Below are 24,623 nucleotides of genomic sequence, written 5' to 3' on the forward strand. Positions count from 1 at the left end.
TCAGCGGTTGCGCAACAGCTGGGGCAGCAGCAACCGGATCCGTTGCTCCAGGACGGTGCCGGCCTCCGGGTCACCGGCGACCTCGGACTGGACGGCCCGCTGGAAGACCCCGTCGAAGACCGCATAGGCAGTGTCGGGGTCGGGGATCAGTTCCTGGCCGGCCAGCTCGGCGTAACGGCCGATGATCCGCCAGACCATGGCCCGTAGTTCGTCGTCGATGGCGGCGACGTCGGCACGGAAGGCCGGCTCGAACAGGCTCTCCGAACGCATGTCGTACCAGAGCCGTTGCTCCGACGTGTCGTCGTGCAGGGTCAGCAACAGCGCAGCGATGAAGTTGGCCGCGACCTCATCGGCGGTGGTCGCGTCGGTGACGTGGTCGTAGCGCCGCACGCAGCGTCGCTTGTAGAGCCGAACGCAGTGGCTGATCAGATCGGTCTTGTCGGCGAAGTAGTAGTGCAGGACGCCGTGCGAGTACTCCGAATTCTGGGCGACGTCGCGGATCGAGGTGTTGGCGTAGCCACGCTCACCCAACGTGCGCAGGGCAGCCGTCGCCAGCTCGTCGCGTCGCGCCATCGCCTTGGTGACCGCGTCGGCGACGACGGGGGAGTCCGCCTCGGGCCTGGTCGTCACCTGATCACCGTACCTCTCACGGTCTGGGTGGACGATTGCCGGACGGTTCTCTTGACGATTGTCCAATTATGGTGCACGGTGGAGGGATATCGGGCCGCCCGTGCCAATGGTGATACCGATAGCGGTGCGACGCTGCTTGGTAGCCCCCGAACCACAGTCCGGCGTCCTGCGATCGGTTCTACGCTTCTGGTACGGGTCGGCTCCGATATCGAGCATCGTCGGTGACGGGCGTGAAGAGATTGATCAGATTGCCGTCCGGATCCCGAAGCAGCAGCGCACGGTTGCCCCATGGCATGTCCGTCGGCTCGGTGACCACCTCGGTCTCCAGATCCTTCAGACGCCGGTATTCGGCGTCGACGTCATCGACCAGATACTCCACGATCGCGCTCCGGTTGGCGGCCGGCTCGGCACTGCCCTCGGCGAACAGGCTCACCGTCCGGTCGCTTCCGATCGCCAGCACAGCCCCCGGCGTCCGGATCTCGGCGAACAGCGGGCTGGCCCAGGCGGCCGTCCCCTCGGTCAGCTGCTCGTAGAAGGTGACGAGTCGTGGCACGTCGGCGGTGATGATGCGGATCGAGTTGAGTCTCATGGCTGCGACGCTACGAGGTCTTCAGGACAGGTCTCGTCCGCTACTCGCCGACGTGGCGTGCCGATGCCAGGTCGGCGTCGACTCGTCGCAGCCCCAGGCGTCCCAGCCGTCCGGTCGACCTCCTGGAGCTCAGCTGACGTCGGTGAGCAGCTTGCCGCGGGCCTCGCGACGGCGGTGCTGCTCGGCCGGATCGGGCACCGGGACAGCAGCGATCAGTCGCTTGGTGTAGTCCTGCTGCGGCTTGTTCAGCACCTGCTGGCGATCGCCGATCTCGACCAGCTCACCGTGCTGCATCACCGCGACCCGATGGGCCAGCGAGTCGACGACGGCCAGGTCGTGGCTGATGAACAGGCAGGCGAACTGCAGTTCGGCCTGCAGCTCGTCGAAGAGCTCCAGCACCCGGGCCTGGACCGACACGTCCAGGGCGGAAGTGGGTTCGTCGGCGATCAGCAGATCGGGATCGAGGGCAAGGGCTCGGGCCAGGCTGACCCGTTGCCGTTGGCCACCGGAGAGCTCGTGCGGATAGCGGCCGGCGTAGTTGCCGGGCAGCTGGACCCGATCCAGCAGCTGCTGAACCTTGGCCCTCTGATCGGCGGCCGACAGCGGACTCTGGACGTGCAACGGCTCGGCGATGCAGTCGGCGATCGTCAGGTGGGGGTTCAGCGAAGCGGCCGGGTCCTGGAAGACGAAGCCGAACCGTCCCCGATGGCTGCGCAGCTGGGCGTCGGTCAGCTCGGAGATCTCGGTGCCGCTGACGGTCACCGATCCGGAGGTCGGCTTCTGCAGGCCGACGCAGGTCCGGCCGACGGTCGACTTGCCCGAGCCGGACTCGCCGACCAGGCCGAGGACCTCGCCGCGGTGGATCTCGAACCCGACCCGATCGACGGCCCGGAACGACGGCTGGCCGATCCGGCCGGGGAACTCCACCACCAGATCGTCAACGGTCAGCACGAGTTGGTCGGCCTTGTCGCCGGCCGGTGTGGTGCCGGTGCCGCGGCCCAGGTGCGGAACAGCCTCCAGCAACCGCTGGGTGTAGGGATGCTGCGGGGTGTCGAACAGTGACTCGACCGGAGCCTCCTCCACGACGTTGCCGCGATACATCACCACCACCCGGTCGGCGATGTCGGCGACCACACCCATGTTGTGGGTGATCAACACGATCGCCGTGCCGAGCCGGTCGCGCAGCGACAGCAGCAGCTCCAGGATCGCTGCCTGGACGGTGACATCGAGGGCGGTGGTCGGCTCATCGGCGATGATCACATCGGGTTCGCAGGCGATCGCCATCGCGATCACCACCCGCTGCTTCTGGCCGCCGGACAGCTGATGCGGGTAGTAGTCGACCCGACGCTCCGGGTCGGGCAGACCGACCAGATCCAACAGCTCGATCGCGCGGGCACGGGCGTCCTTGCGGCTGATCTTGCGATGGGCCCGGATCCCTTCGGCCAGCTGCCAGCCGACCGTGTAGACCGGGTTCAGCGCCGTCGACGGCTCCTGGAAGATCATCGAGATCTGGTCCCCTCGGACCGGCCGGAGCGCACCCGAGGACAGGCCCAGCAATTCACGGTCGCGAAGTTTGGCCGACCCTGCTGCATGCGCGGTCGACGGCAGCAGGCCGAGGACGGCTCGGGTGCTGACCGACTTACCGGACCCGGATTCGCCGACCACCGCGACCACCTCGCCGGGATCGACGGCGAAGCTCACCCCGTTGACCGCGTTCACGATGCCGGCGTCGGTGTCGAAACGGACGGTCAGATCCTGCAGGCTGAGGGTGGCGACCTTCTTCCGCTCCTTGTCGTCGATCACCACCGGTTCGGTGATCTTGGCGTCGGTACCGACCGTGGACTCGAACTCGGATGCGACTTCCTGCTCGTCGGCCGAGCCACCGCCGGAACGGGTCCGCAGCAGCGGATTGAGGACGTCGTTCAGGCTCTCGCCGACCAGGGTCACGCCGAGCACCATCAACACGATCGCCAGCCCCGGGAAGATCCCGGTCCACCAGATTCCGTTGGTGGCATCGGACATCGCCCGATTGAGGTCGTAACCCCACTCGGCCGCGGCCGACGGCTCGATGCCCAGGCCGAGGAACCCCAAGCCGGCAAGGGTGAGGATGGCTTCGGAGGCATTCAGGGTGGCGATCACCGGCAACGTGCCGGCGACATTGGACAGGATGTGCTTGAACAGGATCCGCGGAGTCCGGGCGCCGACGACCCGAGCGGCGTCGACGTAGGGCTCCACCTTGACCGAGACGGTGGCGTTGCGCACCACCCGGAAATACTGCGGGATGAACACCACGGTGATCGAGATCGCCGCGGCCAGGATGCCGGTGACCAGCCCGCTCTGGCCGCCGCCGACGATGATCGACACCACGATCGCCAGCAGTAGCGAGGGGAAGCTGTACATCGCGTCCATGATCAACACCAGTACGCGGTCGACCGGTCCGCCGAGGTATCCGGAGATCAGACCCAGCGGGACCCCGACGACGATCGAGATGATCACCGCGACGATGATCACGATCACTGCAGTGCGGGCACCGTAGACGACCCGGGAGAGTACGTCCTGGCCACCGACCGTGGTGCCGAACCAGTGCGCTGCGGACGGGTGTTGCTGGGTGCCGAAGACGGCGCTGCCGATCCGGTCGGCGTTGAAGCCGTACGGGGCGATCAGTGGGGCGAAGATCGCCAGCAGGATGAAGAAGGCGACGATGGCGAAGCCGGCGAACAGCATGAAGCGCTGCAGTCCGCGGGTCATCCGGATAGTGGAAAGCATGATCAACTACTCCCTCAGAACCGGACGCGGGGGTCGACGAGTGCGACGATGAAATCGATCAACACCGACACCAACGCGACGATGATCGCGAACACCGTGACGATGCCCTGGACGGCGATGAAGTCGCGTTTGAGCAGGTACTGGCCGAGCGTGTAACCCAGGCCCTGCCACTCGAAGGTGGTCTCGGTCAACAATGCGCCACCGAGCATCATCGCGATCTGCATGCCCATCACGGTGACGACCGGCACCAGGGCGTTGCGGAAGGCGTGCTTGTTGAGCACCCGGCGTTCGTTGATGCCGCGGGCCCGGGCGGCGATCACGTAGTCCATCCGCAACGTCTGCAGCAGATTGACCCGGACCAGTCGCAGGAAGACCCCGCCGGTCAACAGGCCGAGGGCGACCGCGGGCAGCACCGCATGTTGCAGCACGTCGGTGATCAGCTTGGGGTCTCCCCACAGGACCGCGTCGACGAGCATGATGTGGGTGCGCGGCTGGACGTGTTGCAGGGTCAACTCGGTGGCGGTACTCGCCCGGCCGGCGACCGGCCAGCCGAACGGCGCGAACGCCAGCTTGAGCAGCAGTCCGAGGAAGAAGACCGGTGCCGCGTAAACCAGGATCGCGAACAGCCGGAGGGCGACGTCGGGCAACCGATCCCGGTAGCGGGCTGCGATCCGGCCCAGCGGAATCCCGATCAGGAACGCGACGATCAAGGCATACACCGACAACTCGAAGGTCGCCGCACCGTTGACCTTGAGGATCTCACTGATCGCCCGGTGATCGGTCAGGGTGGTGCCGAAGTCGAGCCGGACGATGCCGCCCAGGTATTCGCCGTACTGCACGATCAGCGGCCGGTCCAGGCCCGCCTCGGCCTTGCGCAACGCGATCTGTTCCGGGCTCATCTTGCCGCCCAGCGCTGCGCTGATCGGATCGCCGATCACCCGCATCAGCAGGAAGACCAGGGTGACCAGGATCCACAACATCGGGATCACCAGCCCGATCCGGACCAGCATGTAGCGCAGCAGCGGCGGCATCCCGCGGCGACCGCGGGTCACCGGCGCGGCGGGCGGCTCGGTCGGGGCCAGAAGTTCGGTGGTTGCCATGTGATTTCCCCTCGCAGGCCAACGGCGGGCCGAGCACAGGGCTGGCCCGCCGTTGTCGCTGACTATGGCGTGGTCGTTCGGGTTCGGGACGTCACTTCGACAGTGAGGTGAAACGGAACTTGAAGCTCGGGTCGAGGGTGTTCTTCACACCCTTGACCTCATTCTTGGCGACCGCGACCTGCGACCCGGTCAGCAGCGGCAGGATCGAGACCTCCTTGGCCGACAGATCCTGGATCTTGACCAGGGTCTTCTTGCGGCTGGCCTCATCGGAGTCGGTGACCTCGGAGTCCAGCAGCTTGGTCATCGCCGGGTTCTCGTAATGGTTGTCCACGAAGTTGTCCGGCGCGAAGAACGGCGTCAGGTAGTTGTCGGAATCAGGGAAGTCGGGGAACCAGCCGAGCTGGTAGATCGGGTAGCTGTCCTTGACCCGCTCGGCGTTGTAGGTGGTCCACTCCGCCGACTGCAGCTTGACCGTGAACAGGCCGGTGGCCTCCAGCTGCCGCTTGATCGCGTTGTACTCGTCGGCCGAGCTGGAACCGTAGTGATCCGGGTTGTACCACAGGTCGAGGTTGACCGGTGCCTTCACTCCGGCATCCTTCAGATACTTGGCGGCCTTGGCCTTGTCGGGCTTCTCGCCGTACAGATCCTTGAACGGGGTCGCGGCGGCCAGCTGGCCCTCGGGAATCGGGGACCACTCCGGGGTCACGGTGCCCTTGTAGACCTCGTCGGCGATCGCCTGCCGGTCGACCGAGGACGCCATCGCCTGCCGGATCGCCAGCTTCTGCTTGTCGTTGTCGCCCGGCATCGTCTTCAGGTTGAACACCAGGTAGCGCGACTCGCCGCCCGGGCCGGTGTGCACGGTCAGGCCGTCGACACCCTTCAGGTTGGCGATGTCGGTCGGGGTCAGCGACCGGTAGGCGACGTCGATGTCCTTGTTCTGGATGTCCAGCTTGAGGTTGTTGGCGTCGGCGTAGTACTTCATCGTCACTGCATCCAGCTTCGGCTTGCCGTAGGTGCCGTTGTAGTCCGGATTGGCCTTGAACTCGGCCAGCTGGTTCTTCTGGTAGCTGGTGATCGTGTACGGCCCCGAGGTGCCCTTGGACTTCACCACCTCGTCATCGCTGAGCACCTTGTCGGCCGGGTAGCTCTCCTCGTCGACGATCGGACCGGCGGAGGTGACCAACACCTGCGGGAAGGTCTGATCGTTGGGCGACTTGAGGGTGAAGACGACCTTGTTGCCCTCGGCCTTCACCGACTTCATCGCGCCCAACAGGGCGGCCGGACCGTTCGGGTCGTTGATCTTGCGGATCCGGTTGAACGAGAAGGCGACGTCGGACGCGCTCAGCTCGTGGCCGTTGGCGAACTTCAGCCCGTCCTTCATCTCGCAGGTGTAGACGGTGGGCTTGGTGAAGTCGCAGCTCTTGGCCGCGTCGGGCTGCGGGGTGGTCTCGCCCTCTGGGAAGTTCAGCAGGTAGGAATAGACCTGGGTCTGCACGTTGAGTGAGCCGTTGTCATACGAACCGGCGGGGTCGATCGAGACCACCTTGTCCGTCGTTCCGACGATGACGGCGGCTGCATTGCCGCCCTCGCCACCGCCGCCACTGTTTCCGGGGTTGCCGGCGCCGCAACCGGCAATGGCCAGGGTCAGCGATCCGAGCCCCGCGACGAGGGCTGCTGCGCGCTTGCGATTCAACTCGGTTCTCCTGAAGTCGGGTCCTCGTTCTGGTCGCCGCTGGTCGACCGGGGGTCCCGAACAACGGCATGTCCGTATGCTGGACGGGACCTTAACACTTGCGAGCCCGCAGGACGCATTCATGCTGGTCGCTCGGGGATCGGCGGCAACGGCACAAGTTTGATCGTGATGTCCGATTTCCGCTGCCGAATTCGCTGCGTTCTGTCGGTAATGACAGTCAGACTGTTATCCATGAACGCCGTCAGAAGTCTGCGCACCCAGGTCGGCACCCTGACCGTCGAGGCCGACGATGCGGGTCTGCGATCTGTGCACTGGGGAGCGGACACCGAACAGCCGGGGTCGCCCGAAGCCGCTGGTATCGCCGAGCAGGCGGTGCGGCAACTGGAGGAGTACTTCGCCGGCGAGCGGAGCAGCTTCGAGCTGCCGGTCGACCTGACCGGGCTCGGGGCCGCCAGCACGGCGGTGCTGACCGCCCTGAAGGACACCGTCGGCTACGGCGAGACCGTCACCTACGGCGAGCTCGCCGCCCGCAGCGGCTCGTCGGTTCCGGCCCGGGCGATCGGCTCGATCATGGGCAGCAACCCGCTGCCGATCGTGATCGGCTGCCACCGCGTCGTGGCCGCCGACGGATTGGGTGGCTATTCCGGCGGCGAGCCGGGGCAGGGTCGACAGACCAAGGTGTGGTTGCTGGAGCATGAGGGCGCGCTGCCGCCGGCCCTGATCTGAGGTTCAGTCGGGCAGCAGCACCTCGACACCTGCCGCGTCCAGGGCCTCGGCCAACGGCGGTGCGGGCGGCGCGTCGGTGACCAGGTAGTCGGCCGCTGCGAGGTCGGAGATCTTGGCGAACAGCCGACGGCCGAACTTCTGCGCGTCGGCCAGCACGGCCACTCGTTCGGCGCAGTTCATCATCTCCCGCATCATCGCCGCCTCCGCGAGGTTGCTGGTGGTGAAGCCGGCGTCGGCCGAGACGGCTCCGACGCCGATCAGCGCCAGGTCGCCGTTGATGTCGAGTTCGTTGCCGCCGGCGTCGCGGAAGCTGACCGGCCCGATGGTGGCCAGGGTGGTGGCCCGGACCGCGCCGCCGAACATGTACACCTCGCGCACCACCGACGAACCGAACGCCGGTGGCACCAGCAGGTTGTTGGTGGCGACGGTGAGGTCGTGGTGGTCGCGCAGGGCGCGCGCCACCGCGAGCACCGTGGTGCCGCCGTTCATGATGATCGTCGAGCCGTTGTCGACCAGCCGGGCCGCGACCTCGGCGATCCGGCCCTTCTCCGCCTCCTGCTCGGTCAGCCGGACGTCGACCGCTCGATCCAGCTGGCGGGCGGCGGCCGAGCTGACGGCCCCGCCGTAGGTGCGGACCAATCGGCCGTCGGCGCTGAGTCGGTCCAGATCGCGACGGATGGTGTCGATCGAGACGCCGAAGCGCTCGGCGAGTGACCCGACGGTCACCTGGCCGACCTCGTCGAGGTGGGCCAGCAGGCGTGCCTTCCGACCGGCCGGCAGTTGGCGCTGCCCGTCGTCGCCGGCTGCGGGCATGGTGCTCCTTGCGCTCGGATCCGTTCAGGAGCTGCAGACTATCGCAACTTCTCGGCAGGTGTCGCACAGAAGCGCAGTAAACGCAGCAAACTGCGGTGCGTGCCTCTTGCGATGCCGCAGAGAAGCGCATTAACCTGCACAAACCGGCACAGATCGGTATTCATCTGAACAAGGGAGTTGACGATGACAGTGCCTCGCAGGCTGCTGCGCCGCGCGACCCGGCTGGTGACCGTGCTGGTCGCCGCGACGATCCTCGCCGTACTGCCCGGCTGCAGTTCGGACTCCGGATCCGACGACGGACCGGTGACCCTCGAGTTCGCCCAGTGGTGGGCGGCCGAACTGCCCGACGGCGCGTTGGCGAAGCTGGTCACCGAGTTCGAGTCGCAGAACCCGGGGATCAAGATCAAGTTGCTGACCGCACCCTTCGCCTCCACAAAACAACAGTTGATCTCCGGTGCGGCGTCCCGGACGCTGCCCGACGTGATGGGCCTGGACGGCTCCTGGGTCAACGACTTCACCCGCCAGCACGCGATCGCCGACCTGTCGGAGCTGATGACCCAGGCGAAGTACGACCCGAGCCAGCTCGCCAGCCAGGTCAAGGTCGACGGCAAGACGACGATGATCCCGGTGGTCAACTTCGTCTACCCGATGTTCGTCAACAAGGACCTGCTGAAGAAGGCCGGTGTGTCGAAGGTGCCCTCGACACGGAGTGAGTTCAAGCGAGCCGCGATCAAGATCAGCAAGCTCGGTGGCAACGTCAAGGGCTGGGCACTGCCACTGGACTCCTCGGTCCCGGTCGGTGTCGGCAATGACGTGATGTCCTGGGCGTGGGCCTCCGGCGGCAGCATGCTCACCCCGGACGGCAAACCCGACCTCACCGGGCCGCAGGTGACCAGCGTCGTGCAGTACCTCAACGAGCTGAACGCCGCCGGCGTGATCTCCCCGGGCTACCTGACGATGAAGGAACAGGACAAGGTCGAGAAGTTCACCACCGGACAGGTCGGGATGGCGATCGACACGCTGGCTCACATCAACCTGATCCGGAAGAACAATCCGGAGCTCAACTTCACCGTCGCCCCGATCCCGGCGGTCGACGGCTACACCGGCAAACGCGGGCTGCCGTACGCGTCCTGGGGGATCGGTATCGCCGAATCGTCGGAGCACAAGGAAGAAGCGTTCAAGTTCGTCCAGTTCCTGCTCAGCAAGAAGGCCAACGGTGAGTTGAGCACACTGGCCAACGGATTCCCGGGCAACAAGACCGCCAAGCCCGACCTCAGCGAGAGTGATCCGCTGTTCCGCACCGCCTACGGCATCTACCGGAAGAGCAAGATCACCAACGAATTCGTCGGGATGCCGAAGTCGGAGGATCTGATGCGCAGCTTCGACGAGCAACTGCAACAGACGATGACCGGCAAGAAGAAGCCCGATGCCGCACTGGCAACCGCTCAACAGAGCTGGACGACGGCCATCTCGGGGTCCTGATGAGATCGACGCTCGAGATGCCCACTCGGTCCGGGCCCGCGTCGCCGGTGTCGACGCCCGGCCCGGTGCGGCCCGCCCCGGTGCGTCGTCGCCGTCGTCTGCATCGGCTGGTCCCGTACGGCTACCTGTCGCCGACAGCGTTGTTGATCATCGTACTGATGGTGATCCCGATCGTGATGGTGATCGGCTACTCCTTCGCCGACAACGTGATCGTCGAGCCCAACCCGGTGTTCGCCGGGCTGGCCAACTACGTCAAGGTGCTGACCGACCCGAACTTCCTGGCCGCGCTCCGGCACACGGTCGCGTTCATCATGATCAGTACAGCGGCCCACCTGTTTCTCGGGCTGACCTTCGCCAGGATGTTGAACTCGCCGCTGCTGGGTGGTCTGGCGAAGGCGATCTTCCGGCTGGTCTACATCCTGCCGTGGCTGTTCACGATCGCCGTGGTGGCGGTGATCTGGCGGCTGTTGCTGGACCCGTACGGTGTGGTCAACTACGTGCTGCAGACGATCGGCATTCTGCAGCACGGGGTGGACTGGCTGGCCGATCCGTCGCTCGCCCTGTGGGCGGTGACGTTCGTCAACATCTGGTCCGGCTATCCGTTCTTCATGATCAGCCTGCTGGCCGGGCTGCAGGGCATCTCGCCGGAGCTCTACGAGGCCGCCGCCGTCGACGGTGCCGGTGGGGTCAGCCAGTTCTTCCACGTCACGATCCCGCAGCTGAAGCCGATTCTGCTGAGCATGACGGTGCTCGACCTGATCTGGACCTCCCAGCAGTTCGCCCTGATCTGGATGACCACCGGCGGCGGGCCACTGAATGTCACCGAGATGCTCAGCACCTACACCTACAAGCAGGCCTTCAGCAGCTACGAGTTCGCCACCGCGTCGGCCAGTGCGGTGATCGTCCTCGGGTTGAGTCTGATCCTCGCGCTGTGCTACGTCCGTTCGCAACGGGAGGTGACACGATGAGGACATCACCCGCGCGCGTGCTGCTGATGAGGATCGGCCTGATCGCCGGTCTGCTGCTCGGCGCCGCCTTCGCCGCGCTGCCGGTGGTCTGGATGCTGTCCACCTCGTTCAAGACCAACGGTGAGGTGTTCGCGCTGCCCCCGAGGTTGATCACCAGGCATTTCTCCTTCGACGCCTACGCTGCGATCCTGGGCAACCCGTCCCAGCTGCGGTTCTTCGCCAACAGCTACATCGTCGCCGGCTGTGTGACGGTGCTGACGCTGCTGGTGGCGGTCCTCGCCGGATACGGCTTCAGCCGACACGAGTTCCGTTTCAAATCCAGCATCAACGTGATCATCATCGCGGTCCAGGCGGTGCCGCCGATGACTCTGGTGATCCCGTACTTCGGGTTGGTGGTCGCCCTCGGGCTGTACAACACCTATCCCGGCCTGATCCTGACCCACATGGTGTTCACGCTGCCTTACGCCATCATCATGATCACCGCCTACTTCAACCGGTTGCCGCGGGAGCTGGACGAGTCGGTGAAGGTCGACGGCGGTGGCGGCTGGGGAGCGCTCTGGCGGGTGCTGGTGCCGATCTCGGTGCCCGGCCTGATCGCCGTCGGCGTCTACACCTTCATGATCAGCTGGAACGAGTACCTGTTCGCACTGACCCTGACCCGGACCGACGACATGCGCACCGTGCCGATCGGTATCCAGCTGCTGATGGGGCAGCACTCCTATGAATGGAACCAGATGATGGCGATGAGCATCCTCGGTTCCGTCCCGGTGCTGATCGTTTTCCTGATCTTCCAACGTCGCTTCATCGGCGGGCTGACTGCAGGAGCGGTCAAGGCCTGAGCCGGCGCACCGACTGCAACCCGACAGACCAAGATCAATTCGACCCCAAGATCAATCCGACCCCAAGATCAATTCGACCAAGGAGAAAGACGTCCCATGCTCACCACCGGTAAGGCCATTCTCGATGTCGCCAACGAGCACAACTTCGCCGTCCCGGCCTTCAACATCAGTGACTACGCCATGTTCAACGGCATCGTCGACGTGAGCGAGGAGCTGGACGCCCCACTGATCGTGGCGATCCATCCCAGCGAGGTCGCTCACATCGGCCCGGACGTGAATGCCGCCATCGCCCAGCGCGCCCATCGGTCGTCGGTCCCGATCGCAGTGCACTGGGACCACGGGGCGAGCTATGCCGAGATCATCACCGCGATCAAGACCGGCTTCACCTCGGTGATGATCGACGGGTCGATGCTGCCTTTCGAGGACAACATCGCCGTATCGTCGAAGGTGGTCGAGGCAGCGCACGCGGTCGGCGTCTCGGTCGAGGCCGAGCTCGGAACGATCGGACAGACCGATACCCAGGCCGAGGCCGGCACGTCGTCGATCATCTACACCGATCCGACCGACGCGGTCGACTTCGTCAAGCGGTCCGGAGTGGACAGTCTGGCGGTGGCGATCGGGACCTACCACGGCATCTACCCCTCGACCCTGAAGCCGGAACTCAAGCTGGACCTGCTGCGTGAGATCAAGGAACGGGTCGAGCTGCCGCTGGTGCTGCACGGCGGGTCGAACAATCCCGACGACGAGATCGGTCAGGCCGTCAAGCTCGGCATCAACAAGATCAACATCTCCAGCGACATCAAGGTCGCCTACCACGATGCGTTGCGCGAGGTGCTGAAGGATCCGGCGCTGCGCGAACCGAACGTCATCCAACCGGCTGCGGTGCAGGCGATGAAGGTGGTCGCCGCCCAGAAGATCTCCCTCTTCGACGCAGCCGGACGCGGTGCGCTCTACTGATGCGCTCCGACGTCGTACTCGGTCTCGGCGGCGGCATCGACTACGAGCTGACGCTGTCCGCGCCGGTCCTGGACGCGCTGGTCGAGGAGTACCGGATCGGTGCCGACGAACTCGATCGGCGCGCGGAGATCCGCACCGAACGTGATCTGGTGATCTCGATCCTGGATCACCTCAGGCACGGTGAAGGTGGCGAGCACTTCGTCGTCGACCCCGAGGTGATCACCACCTTCGCCGCGCGGATGCCGCGCAGGATCACGCTCGGTGGTTCGTCGGTCCGGGCGGGGTTGGTGTTGAGCAGATCGGGGATCGACCCGACCCTGCATTTGGTCACCGTCAATGATCATCTTCGGCGGCTGCTGCCGGCGAACTGTCACTACGTCTGCAGCGGGACCGAGGACAGCAGCTACCCGCACCTGATCGCGCAATACGAACGCGGCCTCCGGGTCCGGGTCGGAGAGCGGGAACTCACGGCGGCCCGGGCCAACCGGTTGATCTACGTCAACGACCCGCCCAACGAGGAGATGGTGCTGCGCGACGACCTCGGTGATCTGCTGTCCCGAGCACGGGTCTTCATGTTCGCCGGACTGAACGGGATCCGGCGCAGCGACCTGCTGCAGGACCGGCTCGCCACCCTGCGCCGGGCGCTGTCCCGGCTGCCGCCGGAGGCACTGGTCTACTACGAGGACGCCGGCTTCCACGTCGAGGAGTTCAAGCCGATCGTGCAGCGCGCCCTGCTCGACCGGATCGACGTGTTCGGGCTCAACGAGGACGAGCTGCAGAGCTATCTCGGTCGACGGGTCGACCTGCTGTCGGCCGATCACATGCTGACCGCCCTGCGTCAGGTGCGGACCATCGTGCCGGCCAGGACCCTCGTCGTGCACACCGCCCACTGGGCCGCGGCGGTCGGGGAGCGGGCCGCTGACTGGCGAGCCGCACTCGACGCCGGTGTCACCCATGCCGGCGCCCGGTACGCCTACGGCGACGACTGCACCGACGACCAGCTCGACCGGGTCCGCCGGGGCCTGCGGCAGCCGCAGGCGGTCACGTTCGCCGAGGGCCTGGAGCGTCGGTGGGGTCCGGGACTGGTGTGCCGGCCCGCCGCTCGACTGGACGTCGAGCATCCGACGACGATCGGGCTCGGCGACACCTTCGTCGGCGGATTCCTGTCCGCCGTCGTGCCGGTGGGCGCCGATGTGGGTGGTGGTCTCTAGTCTGGTGGTCGGTCCGATGACCGACCGCAGATCTACTGGGTGCCGTGAGGGGTGGGCGATGATCGACCTGTCCGACGACGCCATCGGCAACCTGGTCGGTTGGAACACCCTCTACCGCGGTGTGGAGTATGCGGCGTCCGGGCGCGTCGAGCGGGTCAACTGGTCGCAGGGGCAGAGTGTGCTGGACGGTGTGGTCTCCGGTTCCCGACCTCAGCCCTATCGGGTGAACATCCTGTTCAACGGCGGTCGGACCTCCCGGCCGACGGTCGGGGTCTGTTCGTGCCCGATGCACATCAACTGCAAACACGTCGCCGCCACCCTGATCGGCGCTCGGCAGCCGTCCGAAGACGACGCCGGGTCGACGTCGTGGCGTCGGATGCTGGAGCCGTTGGTCCGGCACAACACTGCGCCGGTCACGGCGGTGGCACTGCAACTCGACCTGCGCTCGTCCTCACCCGAGCCACTGCGGGCCCGGCCGGTGGTCAAGGGCAAGAGCGGACGGTGGATCCGCGGCGACGTCGGCTGGCAGCTGTTCGGCACATCCTCGCCGGCCGGAGACTTCGACCCCGGGCACCACCAGCTGCTGGCCGCGATCCGAGGGCTCGGCCGCGATCAATGGTCCCATCAGCAGAACTGGAAGCGGCTCGACGACGTCTCCAGTTCGGCACTGTGGGCCCTGCTCGGCGACGTCCGGCGCTCCGGACTGACCCTGATCGGTGACGACAGCGGAGCCCCGGTGCTGATCGACGACGAGCCGGTCCGGGTCTGGCTCGAGGCCCACCGTGACGACGACGGACTCACGTTGGCGCCGGTCTTCGAACAACAGGGGGAGACCTTCGATCCGACCAAGACCACCGTGGTCGGCGTACCGCAGCAGCTGTTGGCCCGCCGCGACGACGACGGCGGACTCCGGTTCGCGATGCTGGAGCAGCCACTCGATCCGGCGATCAGCCGGCTGCTGATCAGCGGTCAGTCGCTGGTGGTGCCCGGGGAGGACGAGCAGAAGTTCCTGGACGACTACTTCCCGCGTCTTCGGACCACCATCGCGGTCCGCTCCAGTGACCACAGTTTCGTACCACCTGCCCGCCGCGAGCCGGTGCTGGCGCTGGAGCTCAGGCCTCGGTCGGATCACCAGATGGAGTTGCGCTGGGACTGGTGGTATCGACGGGGTGAGGACGATCCGGGTGAACGGTTCTCGCTGGTCGTCGGCGCTGGATCGCAGAATCGTGATCTGCCCGCCGAGCAGGAGATCCTGACCCGGCTGGACCTCAAACGCTTCGACGTGCTGTTGGACAGCTCGGTCTCGCGTTCGCTGCTGGCCCGCAACAAGCTCGGCACCGAGGACATGATCCACTTCGTTTCCGAGGTGCTGCCGCAGTTGGACGGGCAGGCTGGCTTGATGATCATCTTCGAGGGTCAGCTGCCGGAATACTCCGAAGCCTCCCGGCCGCCGATGATCAAGGTCAAGACCGAGCACATCCGTGGCGAACGGGATTGGTTCGAGCTGTCGGTGACCGTCGAGGTCGACGGTGAACGGGTGGAGTTCGCCACCCTGTTCAAGGCGCTGGCCAAGGGCGAACCCATGTTGGTGCTGCCCAGCGGCACCTACTTCCGGTTGAACCGCCCGGAGTTCCGGCAGCTGGCCGATCTGATCGCCGAGGCCAGGGCGATCGGCGAACCGACGGCCGACGGTGTGACGGTCAGCCGCTTCCAGGTCGACTGGTGGGAAGAGATCGAGAAGCTCGGCGTCGATCTGGAGCAGGCGGCCGAGTGGCGGTCGGCGATCAGCGGATTGCGCAGCGCCGGTGAGGTGGAGCGGATCGAACCACCCGCCGGGTTCACCGCGACCCTGCGCGACTACCAGCGCGACGGCCTGGACTGGCTGGCCTATCTTCATGATCACGGGCTGGGCGGGGTGCTCGCCGACGACATGGGACTGGGCAAGACGTTGCAGACCCTGGCCCTGATCTGTCACGCCCGGGAGCGGGGGACCGGCGGATCCGAGCCCTACCTCGTGGTCGCGCCGACCAGCGTGGTCGGCAACTGGGCTGCCGAAGCCTCCCGGTTCGCTCCCGACCTGAAGGTGGTCGCGATCACCGAGACCGAAGGCAAGTCCGGCGTCGCGCTCCCCGATGCCGTGGCCGGCGCCGATCTGGTGCTCACCTCGTACACGCTGTTGCGGATCGACTTCGACAACTATGCCGCGCTGCGCTGGGCCGGGATGATGTTGGACGAGGCGCAGTTCGTGAAGAACCATCAGTCCCGGGCCTACCAGTGCGTCCGGATGATCGACGCGCCGTTCAAGGTGGCGATCACCGGGACGCCGATGGAGAACAACCTGATGGAGCTCTGGTCGATGTTCTCCATCACCGCGCCGGGTCTGTTCCCCGGCCCGACAGCGTTCCGGGACGACTACGCCAAGCCGATCGAACGCAACCATGATCAAACTCTGCTGGACCGGCTGCGTAGCCGGGTGCGCCCGTTCATGCTGCGGCGGACCAAGGAACAAGTGGCAGCGGAACTGCCGCCGCGGCAGGAACAGGTGATCGCCCTGGATCTGCTGCCCAAACATCGCAAGGTCTACCAGACCCATCTGCACCGCGAACGGCAGAAGATCCTCGGCCTGCTCGATGATCTTGATGCCAACCGTTTCGAGGTGTTCCGCTCACTGACCCTGCTGCGGCAACTCAGCCTGGACGCCTCACTGCACGACGACCAGTACGCCGACGTGCCGTCCACGAAGCTCGAGGCGCTGGCGGATCTGGTCACCGAGATCCTCGCCGAGGAACACCGGTTGTTGATCTTCAGTCAGTTCACCGGATTCCTCACCAAGGTCGCCGAGCAACTCACCGCCGCAGGCATCGACTACGCCTACCTGGACGGGCGGACCAAGAACCGGCCCGAAGTGATCGACACCTTCAAACGCGGTGCGGTGCCGATCTTCCTGATCAGCCTGAAGGCCGGCGGCTTCGGTCTCAACCTGACCGAGGCCGACTACTGCATCCTGCTCGACCCCTGGTGGAACCCGGCCTCCGAGCAGCAGGCCATCGACCGGATCCACCGGATCGGGCAGACCCGCAATGTCATGGTCTACCGGCTCGTCGCCAAGGACACCATCGAGGAGAAGGTGATGGCGTTGAAGGCCGACAAGGCCAAACTCTTCGCCAGCGTGATGGACGGCGCTGCCGCGTCCGGCTCGCGGCTTTCCGCGGCCGAGATCCGGTCCCTGATCGCCTGACCCGAGGAAGGTCACGCGGCCGGGGCGATCGCCGCGGGTCAATCGGCATCCTCGACACTGTTGACGATCCGCGCGAGGTCACCGGGGTCCGGGGACTGTCGGAGGCCGACTTCTCCGACGGCGATCAACATCGTGACGCCGCCCTCGGAATCGGACCATCCGAGAATGGCGATCACCGCCGCCTCTCCGTCGCAGGGATCGTCCGACGGTGCGAGGTCGATGCGCGCGGAAAGCGCCGCGGTGCCGCCCTTGGCGTCGTCCTGACCGATCTTCAGCTGGTGTGAACGGTCGGAGTAGAACTCGTCGGCCGAGTGCTGCACCTCGGCCCGTACCGTCTTCCGCGCGTTCTTGGCGTGCCGCTTCTGCGTGAGCACAACCATGCCGAGCGACTCGCTCGGGTTGGACGTGCAGAACCCCTGGGCATACGTCGGCCTCGGGACCGTCGTGTTACCGCGCTGCACGGTGCGGATCTTCCAGTCTGGTGGAACGTAGTAGCGCAGGTGCCCGTACGTCACCGGTTGCCAGTCCGAGGGCACCTCGGAGGATGACGAACTCGGCCGTGGTGGCTTCGTCGACGGTGTCGCCGGGTGACTTGTCACCGAGGTGGGCTCGGGGGTCGACGTCGATTGCACGTCCGACGTCGACTGCGCGTCCGGTGTCCCGCACGCTCCGAACAGGGCCAGGGCGGCGATCATTCCCGCGACAACGGCGGGACCGCGCGGCCGAGTCCTGCCGACCCGCGGCCGATGGGTAGTCCTCACCCGACGTCTCCTTCGGTGATCGTGCTGTCCTGTGACGGCGCATCACGGTAGCGACCCGGAAGGGGATCTGGCGGGAACTTCGATCAAGCTCGAATAAGGTCCCTGAGGTTGTCGAAGGGCAGTGGGGCTGTGGGGGCTAGAACTGGACCAGGCAGAACGGGTGGCCGATGGGGTCGGCCAGAACGGTGAAGTTGTCACCACCGCCGTCCAGTCGGGTGGCGCCCAGCTGGACGGCCCGCAGCGTCGCCTCGGCAAGATCATCGACTCTCGCGTCCAGATGCAGGAACTGCGGGCGTTCGCCGGTCGGCCAGGTCGGTGGTCGGTAGTTGTCGACCTGCCGGAAGCACAGGCCGGGCCGATCGGCGGAATCGCCGATCACGATCGGGGAGTCCTGCACTCTGATCATGCCGAGCAGATCTTGGTAGAAGGTCGCCAGCGACTCCGGGTCGGGGCAGTCGATGACGATGCCGTGCAGTCGTCCGATCATGGATCGAACCCTAGCCGGACGCCCTGACAAGCGCCGGGAGCGAGTTCCTCGAAGTGCTCGATCACCAGGGCACGACGCCGGCATCCTCGAAGAAGCCGCCGGTCGGGCCGTCGTCGGGCAGGGTGGCGAGCTTGATCGCGATCGCCGCGCCCTGCTCGGGGGTGCGGTGGCCGCGGAAGCCGTTCAGATCGGTGGCGACGAAGCCGGGGCAGCCGGCATTGATCAGGATGTTGGTGTCGGCGAGTTCCTTGACGTACTGGATGGTGACCGCGTTCAGCAACGACTTGGACGGGGAGTAGGCGATCGAGATCGGTCCGGTCTGCCCTTCCGGATCGGTCTGCCGGGTCAACGAGCCGACGCTGCTGGACATGTTCACGATCCGCGGTGACGTCGAACGGCGCAGTAGCGGCAACACGGCGTTGGTCAGGCTGATCACGCCGAGCACGTTGGTCTCGAGCACGGCCCGGATGGTCGGCAGGTCGGCGGCGGTCGGCTGTTGCAGCGGGCCACCTGTGATGCCGGCGTTGTTGATCAACACGTCGAGCCGGCCGGCACGTGCCTCGAGCTGTTGTGCGGCGGCAGCGACGCTGGCTTCGTCTGTGACGTCCAGCGGCACCCCGAACGCGTCGGCTCCGCCCGCCCGTAGTTTCGCCACGGCCTCCGCACGGCGACCGTCATCACGAGCGCCGACGCCGACCTGCCAGCCGAGCTTGCCCAGGCCGGCGGCGATCTCGTATCCGATGCCTTTGTTCGCGCCGGTGACCAGCGCGATCGTCTGTTCTGTCATGGCGCCCATGCTGCTCCGTGGTGGTGCTCGGACCAACACCGATCGGGTGTCTAGCGATACCCCAGGGGTATCGGTTGCGGCGGAGTGGAAGTAGCGTTTGCGATCATGGAGACGCGGGAGTTGCGCTACTTCGTTGCGGTGGCCGAGGAGCTGCACTTCGGCAGGGCCGCCGAGCGGCTCGGGATCGCTCAGCCGCCGTTGTCCCGGGCGATCAGGCAACTCGAACGGCGACTGGGCGCGCCGCTGCTGGAACGCACCAGTCGCTCGGTCGGGCTGACCGAGGCGGGCGTGGTCCTGTTGCGGGAGAGTCGGACGGCACTGGATGCGGTCGACGCCGCGGAGCGGCGCACCCGGCGGGCCGCCCTTGCGCCCACGGGCGACCCTGGCGTGGTGCTCGCGACGAAGGCCGGTGCCTCCAACGGACTGTTGTCCAAGCTGCTCGACGTCTACGCCGCCGAACCCGGTGCGGTCAGCGTCGAGGTCGTGCTCTGCGGGATCGGTGAGCAGGAACAGTTGCTCCGGGACGGCCGAGCAGACGTCGCGTTGTTGCATCGGCCGTTCGACGGCACGGCCGGTTTCGACACCGAGGATCTCGGGTCCGAGAGTCAGCTGCTGGTGTTGCCTGCCGGCCACCCGCTGACCGGCCGGACCGATCTCCGGATGGCCGACGTCGCTGCACTGACCGCCCCGCCGATGGCTCGATGGCCGCGCACGGACGGCAGCTATCCCGACGGGCCGGGACCGCAGGTGCGCGAGCATTCCCAACTGCTCCAGTTGATCGCCCTCGGTCGGGCCGCCGCGCTGCTGCCGGAGTCGGTGCGCTCGCATTTGGGCGAGGACCTGGTGTCGGTGCCGGTGATCGATGCACCGACCGTCACGACCGTGATCGCCTGGCCCCCGCAAAGCCGGTCGACCGCCGTTGCCGGACTGGTCCGGACCGCCACCCGACTCTGAGTGCCGTGTCACGCTGCAAAAGATTTGCGTTTTGGGTTGGAATTCTCCGATGATCTAGCTAATGTCTTGCAGACGTGTGGGCGACCGGTCGAGGGGGATCACGATGGCGACACCGCGTACCGGCTCCGGCCGACTGAGCCGGCGACGGTTGCTGGCGGCCACCGGTGCCGCCGCAGCGGCCGGCGTGCTGCCGGCCTGTGGCAGGAGGACACCGTCCGGTGACGGACCGCTCCAGGTCTGGGGCGGTGTGCCGGCGGAGTCCGGTCCGGCGGATCTGATCAAGGACTTCGAGCGGAGCCACCCCGGCACCAAGATCAACTACACCCGCTACGTCAACGACGAACGTGGCAACCTGAAGCTGGACTCCGCGCTGCAGGGCGGAGTCGACATCGACATCTACTTCACCTACCTGCCCGCCTCACTGGCACTGCGCTCGGAATCCGGGCTGACCGCCGACCTCACCGACCGCGTTCGGGCGGACCCCGAATTGGCACCGTTCCTGGATCGGCGACAGCCGCGCGCATTCTGGTCCGGCGACCGCATCCACGGACTCGCGACGACCCGGGAACCCAACTTCGTGTTGATCAACGAGAAGCTGCGTCGACGGGCCGGCGCCGAGCTGCCGACCGCCTGGACGATCGAGGACTACCGGGATTATGCCCGACGACTGACCACCGATCGGACGGCCGGCGCCTACACGGTTCCCGATGTCGCGCGGATCGCCCTCGGTTCGGACTACTGGTACACCGCTGACGGCAGATCCAACTTCGGCGACCCGCACTTCCTGCAGGGGCTGCGACTCGGCCAGCAGATGATCGCCGAGGGCAGTCTCTATCCGTGGCGCGAAGTGCTGGCCCGGCAACTGGATGCCTATCAGCAGAATGCCTTCCTGGCCGGCGACTTCGCGATCTGGCCGACGGCGCCGTTCAACCTGCGCTACCTGAACGACGACGAGGAATACGCCCACGACTTCCGGGTCAGCTGTGCACCGGTGCCGACCGTGTCGGGTGGCGGTGACTGGGATACCGGGACCTACGGCAACTTCATCATGATCAATCCGACATCGCGTCGCCAGGACCTGGCCTGGGAGTTCGCCCGGCACTGGGTCACCGAAGGAGCAGCCCCGATGATCACTGCCGGCAAGATGCCTGCCTTGGACACGGTCGACCCCGAGACGGTGCTGACCGGGCTGCTCGGCCAGCAGCCCGACAAGCACTTCGATGTCGACTCCTTCCATCGGGTGCTGGTCGACCAGCACCCCAAGCTGGTGATGGATACCGAGCTGTCCGGTTATCCGGAGATCGAGCTCGCCTACTCCCAACAGCGCGACCTGTGCTGGCTGGAGGAAAAGGCACCCGAGGCGGCGATCGCCGAGGCCGAGAAGCTCGCCGACGCCGCGATCCGACGCGACATCGGGACGGAGTGATCATGGTCGCCTCCACAGCCGTTCGCCCGACATCGGTCGACACCGCCGGTCCCGCCGACCGGTCGCGTCGGAATCGTTCCGAGCCCAGTGGTTGGGTCGGATTGGCCTTCATCGCGCCGAACCTGATCGGGGTGCTCGCCTTCACGATCATTCCGTTGGTCTCGGTTGTGGTGCTGGCCTTCACCGACTGGAACGTGGTCTCCGGCATCGACGGGATCCACTTCATCGGCCTGCAGAACTTCGTCAGCATCGCCCGCGACCCCGGCTTCTGGAACGCGCTGCTGCTGACGGTGATCTACGCCGGTGTCAGCGTCCCGGTGACGGTTGTGCTCGGACTGTTCCTCGCGCTGGCGCTGAATCGGGACCTGCCCGGTCGCGCAGCCCTGCGGGCGATCTTCTTCATGCCTTACATCGTCAGTGTGGTGGCGATCGGCATGACCTGGCTGATGATCATGAACCCTCGGGCCGGACTGATCAACCAGGTGCTGTCGTTCTTCGGTCTGCAACATCTCCCCGGCTGGTTCGCCTCCTCGCACTGGGCGCTGCCCGCCCTGATCCTGATGGCGATCTGGGGGAGTGTCGGCTATGCCTCGCTGATCTATCTGTCGGCTCTGCAGGACGCACCGACCCAGTTGTACGAGGCCGCCGACGTCGACGGGGCAGGCGTCTGGGCGAAATTCCGGATGATCACCTGGCCGGCGATGTTGCCGACCACGGTCTTCCTGCTGGTCACCCTGTTCATCGGCGCGTCCCAGGGCTTCGGCGTGATCGCCCTGATCACCTCCGGCGGTCCGGGCAACTCGACGACCACTTTGTCCTATTACATGTATCAGAACGGCTTCCAGTTCTACCGGTTCGGCTATGCCTCGGCGATCGGCCTGGTGACCTTCGCCGGGGTGCTCGTCCTCACCCTGCTGACCTGGCGGGCCCAACGCGGGAAGGCACTCCATGACTGACCGCAAACGCCGTTGGCTGTGGGGGATCCCGCTGTGGATCCTGGCGTTGGCCTTTCTGGCACCGTTCGCCTGGATGCTGTCCACATCGCTGAAACAGAGTGTCGATGCCTACCGGATCCCGATGGAGTGGATCCCGAAGCCTGCGGAGTGGAAGAACTACGCCGAGGTGCTGGTCGGCGAGACCTCGGTGCTGCCGGCGTTCCTGAACTCGATCTTCGTCGCGTTCATGCGGGTGGGCGGTGAACTGATCACGGCGACGATGGCCGGCTACGCCTTCGCCCGGATCCGCTTCCGCGGTCGGGAGAAGATCTTCCTGCTCTATCTGGCCACCGCGATCATCCCGTCCCAGCTGTTGCTGGTGCCACGGTTCATCTACTTCCAGAAGATCGGCCTCTACGACACCCTCTGGTCGCTGATCCTGCCCGGTATGTTCACCGTGCTCGGCACCTTCCTGATGCGGCAGTTCTTCATCAGCCAGCCGGCCGAATTCGCCGAAGCGGCTCGGATGGACGGTGCCGGCGAGTTCCGGATCTTCGCCTCCATCTATCTGCCGCTGGCCGCGCCAGTGATGAGCGCGCTCGGCATCCTGGCCTTCGTCTGGTCCTGGAACGACTACGAGTCCCCGCTGGTGTTGATCAGCAACCCCGACGTGTACACGCTGCCGCTCAGCCTGACCAACTTCGTCGACGAGCAGGGACAGATGGATCCAGGACTGTCGATGGCCGCCTCGGTCGTCTCGATCGTCCCGGTGCTGATCGTCTTCGTCCTGCTGCAACGCAGGTTCGTCGCTGCCATGACTCACACCGGAATCAAATGATGACCTCGGCCTCATCGTCACCCGCGAAAGGAAGCTGCGTGCTCAACTTCTCCGGAATCGTGCCGTCGGTCGCCCAGGTCGGCGACTTCGGTCCGCCGCGTAGTGAGATCGGCGTCGGTTCCCTGATCCCCTGGAACAGCTACCTCTACGTCCAGAACTACAACTCCCACAAGGCCGACAGCGGCAGCGGGGTGAGCCTGCGCCGGATCGCCGCGGACCTGACGATGGAGGTGGTTCCCGAGACGCTCGGTGTGGACGGCACCTACACCAACCGGTTCGTGCATTTCCCGACCTCGCAACTCGTCCTCGGGCCGCACGTGATCACCGCCGAGCACAAGATCATCACCATCGACGAACTGGTGCCGCACCGACTCTGCGGTACCGCGCGGCACCTGACCGATCCCGACACCCGGGTCTACGTCCTGGCGATGGAGGGAGAGATCTTCGAACTCGACCTGATCGACTACACCGCCACCCAACTGTGGGATCTGAACGACGAGCTCGGCACCGAGGGTGAGTTCAAGGTGCACTACAAGGACTGCTACACCAGCTTCGGGCGGTTGGTGATCTGCTCCAACGAGTACGGCGAGGATGAATGGGCCGGCCGGCAGAGCCGCGGCCGGCTGGCCGAGTACGACGGCAGCCGCTGGACGATCATCGAGCGATTGCCGTTCACCGCGATCGGCGGCCGGCACGAGTTCGGCGGGACGATCTTCGCCACCGGCTGGGACCAGGCGTCGGCCATCCTGGAGGTGTTCACCGAAGCCGACCTGAGCTGGACGCGTTATCGGCTGCCGAAGGCCTCACACTGCTTCGACCACAAATGGCAGACGGAGTGGCCGCGGATCCGGGAGACCGAGCACGAACGGCTGTTGATGGATCACCACGGGATGTTCTACGAGCTGTCGCCGTGGGCCTACGGCGGTCGGGTCTGGGGTGTCCGGCCGATCTCCACCCACCTCAGTGTGCTCGGTGATTTCTGTTCCTGGCAAGGGATGCTGGTGCTCGGTGCCGACAACGCCTCACCCAGTCATGGGCTCAATCCGTACACCGCCGAGCCACAGTCCGGTCTCTGGTTCGGCAAGACCGATGACCTGTGGGGCTACGGCAAGCCGAGTGGGTGGGGCGGACCATGGTGGCAGGCGGAGGTGCGGGCCGGTGTGCCCTCCGACCCGTACCTGATGACGGGCTTCGACAACAAGTGCCTGCACGTGGAGAACCTCGGAGACCTGGCCGCGACGATCACGATCGAGATCGACTTCGCCGGACACGGTCGGTTCGGCCGGACCGAGGACCTGGTCGTCCCTCCCGGACGGACGGCGAGCCACGTGTTTCCGGCCGGATTCAGTGCTCATTGGGTGCGACTGGTCAGTGACACCGACACCGTCGCAACGGCACAATTCATCTACACCTGATCACAGGA

Annotated in this window: 21 protein-coding genes; 12 read left to right on the forward strand and 9 right to left on the reverse strand. The window is 66.0% G+C overall.

The features are described 5' to 3' along the window. The 5 genes from BLU38_RS22440 to BLU38_RS22460 all read right to left on the reverse strand — a co-directional run bounded on the left by BLU38_RS22440 (nucleotide 1) and on the right by BLU38_RS22460 (nucleotide 6,778). Complete coding sequence (locus BLU38_RS22440; protein WP_231919986.1) at nucleotides 1-630, reverse strand: TetR/AcrR family transcriptional regulator; 630 nt, start codon at nucleotides 628-630, stop codon at nucleotides 1-3. 178 nt (nucleotides 631-808) lie between these two features. Next, entirely contained in the window at nucleotides 809-1,219 is a 411-nt protein-coding gene (locus BLU38_RS22445) for a VOC family protein (RefSeq protein WP_091527603.1), read from the reverse strand. A 129-nt stretch (nucleotides 1,220-1,348) separates the two neighbouring features. Beyond that, on the reverse strand, nucleotides 1,349-3,985 hold the full coding sequence (locus BLU38_RS22450) for an ABC transporter ATP-binding protein/permease (protein WP_231919987.1): 2,637 nt from the start codon (nucleotides 3,983-3,985) through the stop codon (nucleotides 1,349-1,351). Nucleotides 3,986-3,999: 14 nt separating this feature from the next. After that, entirely contained in the window at nucleotides 4,000-5,085 is a 1,086-nt protein-coding gene (locus tag BLU38_RS22455) for an ABC transporter permease (protein WP_091527604.1), read from the reverse strand. A gap of 91 nt (nucleotides 5,086-5,176) precedes the next feature. Further along, complete coding sequence (locus BLU38_RS22460) at nucleotides 5,177-6,778, reverse strand: ABC transporter substrate-binding protein (RefSeq protein ID WP_231919988.1); 1,602 nt, start codon at nucleotides 6,776-6,778, stop codon at nucleotides 5,177-5,179. A 231-nt stretch (nucleotides 6,779-7,009) separates the two neighbouring features. On the opposite strand from BLU38_RS22460, the gene BLU38_RS22465 reads away from it, so the two are divergent. Beyond that, nucleotides 7,010-7,504: a methylated-DNA--[protein]-cysteine S-methyltransferase gene (locus tag BLU38_RS22465; RefSeq protein ID WP_091527606.1), complete on the forward strand. Its 495-nt coding sequence runs from the start codon at nucleotides 7,010-7,012 to the stop codon at nucleotides 7,502-7,504. Between the two features lie 3 nt (nucleotides 7,505-7,507). On the opposite strand, the gene BLU38_RS22470 is transcribed toward BLU38_RS22465, so the two are convergent. Then, complete coding sequence (locus BLU38_RS22470; protein WP_091527607.1) at nucleotides 7,508-8,317, reverse strand: DeoR/GlpR family DNA-binding transcription regulator; 810 nt, start codon at nucleotides 8,315-8,317, stop codon at nucleotides 7,508-7,510. 183 nt (nucleotides 8,318-8,500) lie between these two features. Here BLU38_RS22470 and BLU38_RS22475 point away from each other — a divergent pair, with 183 nt between their 5' ends. The 6 genes from BLU38_RS22475 (at nucleotide 8,501) to BLU38_RS22500 (ending at nucleotide 17,012) form a co-directional block, all read left to right on the forward strand. Continuing rightward, nucleotides 8,501-9,799 carry an ABC transporter substrate-binding protein gene (locus BLU38_RS22475; RefSeq protein ID WP_091527608.1) on the forward strand — a complete coding sequence of 433 codons (1,299 nt, stop codon included), beginning with the start codon at nucleotides 8,501-8,503 and terminating at the stop codon, nucleotides 9,797-9,799. A gap of 17 nt (nucleotides 9,800-9,816) precedes the next feature. After that, nucleotides 9,817-10,767, forward strand: a complete 951-nt coding sequence (locus BLU38_RS22480) for a carbohydrate ABC transporter permease (RefSeq protein WP_091527609.1) — start codon at nucleotides 9,817-9,819, stop codon at nucleotides 10,765-10,767. Next, a complete protein-coding gene (locus BLU38_RS22485; protein WP_091527610.1) occupies nucleotides 10,764-11,606 on the forward strand; it encodes a carbohydrate ABC transporter permease in 843 nt (280 codons plus the stop codon). Before BLU38_RS22480 ends, BLU38_RS22485 begins: the two co-directional genes overlap by 4 nt. 96 nt (nucleotides 11,607-11,702) lie before the next feature. Further along, nucleotides 11,703-12,563, forward strand: coding sequence for a ketose-bisphosphate aldolase (locus BLU38_RS22490; protein WP_091527611.1), 861 nt, complete (start codon nucleotides 11,703-11,705; stop codon nucleotides 12,561-12,563). Beyond that, a complete protein-coding gene (locus BLU38_RS22495) occupies nucleotides 12,563-13,774 on the forward strand; it encodes an ADP-dependent glucokinase/phosphofructokinase (RefSeq protein ID WP_091527612.1) in 1,212 nt (403 codons plus the stop codon). The genes BLU38_RS22490 and BLU38_RS22495 overlap by 1 nt, the downstream gene beginning before the upstream one ends. Before the next feature lie 58 nt (nucleotides 13,775-13,832). After that, complete coding sequence (locus BLU38_RS22500) at nucleotides 13,833-17,012, forward strand: DEAD/DEAH box helicase (RefSeq protein ID WP_172836200.1); 3,180 nt, start codon at nucleotides 13,833-13,835, stop codon at nucleotides 17,010-17,012. 38 nt (nucleotides 17,013-17,050) lie between these two features. On the opposite strand, the gene BLU38_RS22505 is transcribed toward BLU38_RS22500, so the two are convergent. From BLU38_RS22505 to BLU38_RS22520, 3 genes are all read right to left on the reverse strand, one after another. Then, nucleotides 17,051-17,773 (reverse strand): hypothetical protein, encoded by a 723-nt coding sequence (locus BLU38_RS22505; protein ID WP_231919989.1) that lies wholly within the window; start codon nucleotides 17,771-17,773, stop codon nucleotides 17,051-17,053. Between the two features lie 136 nt (nucleotides 17,774-17,909). Beyond that, on the reverse strand, nucleotides 17,910-18,260 hold the full coding sequence (locus tag BLU38_RS22515) for a VOC family protein (protein WP_091527616.1): 351 nt from the start codon (nucleotides 18,258-18,260) through the stop codon (nucleotides 17,910-17,912). A gap of 61 nt (nucleotides 18,261-18,321) precedes the next feature. After that, the gene (locus BLU38_RS22520) at nucleotides 18,322-19,047 is read right to left on the reverse strand and encodes an SDR family oxidoreductase (RefSeq protein WP_091532968.1); all 726 of its coding nucleotides are present in this window, start codon (nucleotides 19,045-19,047) and stop codon (nucleotides 18,322-18,324) included. Between the two features lie 105 nt (nucleotides 19,048-19,152). Between BLU38_RS22520 and BLU38_RS22525 the strand changes: the two genes are divergently transcribed. The 5 genes from BLU38_RS22525 to BLU38_RS22545 all read left to right on the forward strand — a co-directional run bounded on the left by BLU38_RS22525 (nucleotide 19,153) and on the right by BLU38_RS22545 (nucleotide 24,615). Continuing rightward, nucleotides 19,153-20,001 carry a LysR family transcriptional regulator gene (locus tag BLU38_RS22525; RefSeq protein WP_091527617.1) on the forward strand — a complete coding sequence of 283 codons (849 nt, stop codon included), beginning with the start codon at nucleotides 19,153-19,155 and terminating at the stop codon, nucleotides 19,999-20,001. Between the two features lie 103 nt (nucleotides 20,002-20,104). After that, the gene (locus BLU38_RS22530; RefSeq protein ID WP_231919990.1) at nucleotides 20,105-21,427 is read left to right on the forward strand and encodes an ABC transporter substrate-binding protein; all 1,323 of its coding nucleotides are present in this window, start codon (nucleotides 20,105-20,107) and stop codon (nucleotides 21,425-21,427) included. Between the two features lie 2 nt (nucleotides 21,428-21,429). Next, nucleotides 21,430-22,383, forward strand: a complete 954-nt coding sequence (locus BLU38_RS22535) for a carbohydrate ABC transporter permease (RefSeq protein ID WP_091532972.1) — start codon at nucleotides 21,430-21,432, stop codon at nucleotides 22,381-22,383. Then, nucleotides 22,376-23,200, forward strand: coding sequence for a carbohydrate ABC transporter permease (locus BLU38_RS22540; RefSeq protein WP_091527618.1), 825 nt, complete (start codon nucleotides 22,376-22,378; stop codon nucleotides 23,198-23,200). Before BLU38_RS22535 ends, BLU38_RS22540 begins: the two co-directional genes overlap by 8 nt. A 38-nt stretch (nucleotides 23,201-23,238) precedes the next feature. Next, nucleotides 23,239-24,615 (forward strand): hypothetical protein, encoded by a 1,377-nt coding sequence (locus tag BLU38_RS22545; protein ID WP_231919991.1) that lies wholly within the window; start codon nucleotides 23,239-23,241, stop codon nucleotides 24,613-24,615. Nucleotides 24,616-24,623 lie beyond the last annotated feature (8 nt).

It is taken from the genome of Microlunatus soli (assembly GCF_900105385.1).
Classification (GTDB): Bacteria; Actinomycetota; Actinomycetes; order Propionibacteriales; family Propionibacteriaceae; genus Microlunatus; species Microlunatus soli.

Coding starts and splice junctions, on each gene's coding strand:
- BLU38_RS22445 (WP_091527603.1), bottom strand. CDS start 1,219: ATGAGACTCAACTCGATCCGCATCATCACCGCCGACGTGCCACGACTC.
- BLU38_RS22450 (WP_231919987.1), bottom strand. CDS start 3,985: ATGCTTTCCACTATCCGGATGACCCGCGGACTGCAGCGCTTCATGCTG.
- BLU38_RS22455 (WP_091527604.1), bottom strand. CDS start 5,085: ATGGCAACCACCGAACTTCTGGCCCCGACCGAGCCGCCCGCCGCGCCG.
- BLU38_RS22465 (WP_091527606.1), top strand. CDS start 7,010: ATGAACGCCGTCAGAAGTCTGCGCACCCAGGTCGGCACCCTGACCGTC.
- BLU38_RS22470 (WP_091527607.1), bottom strand. CDS start 8,317: ATGCCCGCAGCCGGCGACGACGGGCAGCGCCAACTGCCGGCCGGTCGG.
- BLU38_RS22475 (WP_091527608.1), top strand. CDS start 8,501: ATGACAGTGCCTCGCAGGCTGCTGCGCCGCGCGACCCGGCTGGTGACC.
- BLU38_RS22480 (WP_091527609.1), top strand. CDS start 9,817: ATGCCCACTCGGTCCGGGCCCGCGTCGCCGGTGTCGACGCCCGGCCCG.
- BLU38_RS22485 (WP_091527610.1), top strand. CDS start 10,764: ATGAGGACATCACCCGCGCGCGTGCTGCTGATGAGGATCGGCCTGATC.
- BLU38_RS22490 (WP_091527611.1), top strand. CDS start 11,703: ATGCTCACCACCGGTAAGGCCATTCTCGATGTCGCCAACGAGCACAAC.
- BLU38_RS22495 (WP_091527612.1), top strand. CDS start 12,563: ATGCGCTCCGACGTCGTACTCGGTCTCGGCGGCGGCATCGACTACGAG.
- BLU38_RS22500 (WP_172836200.1), top strand. CDS start 13,833: ATGATCGACCTGTCCGACGACGCCATCGGCAACCTGGTCGGTTGGAAC.
- BLU38_RS22515 (WP_091527616.1), bottom strand. CDS start 18,260: ATGATCGGACGACTGCACGGCATCGTCATCGACTGCCCCGACCCGGAG.
- BLU38_RS22520 (WP_091532968.1), bottom strand. CDS start 19,047: ATGACAGAACAGACGATCGCGCTGGTCACCGGCGCGAACAAAGGCATC.
- BLU38_RS22525 (WP_091527617.1), top strand. CDS start 19,153: ATGGAGACGCGGGAGTTGCGCTACTTCGTTGCGGTGGCCGAGGAGCTG.
- BLU38_RS22530 (WP_231919990.1), top strand. CDS start 20,105: ATGGCGACACCGCGTACCGGCTCCGGCCGACTGAGCCGGCGACGGTTG.
- BLU38_RS22535 (WP_091532972.1), top strand. CDS start 21,430: ATGGTCGCCTCCACAGCCGTTCGCCCGACATCGGTCGACACCGCCGGT.
- BLU38_RS22540 (WP_091527618.1), top strand. CDS start 22,376: ATGACTGACCGCAAACGCCGTTGGCTGTGGGGGATCCCGCTGTGGATC.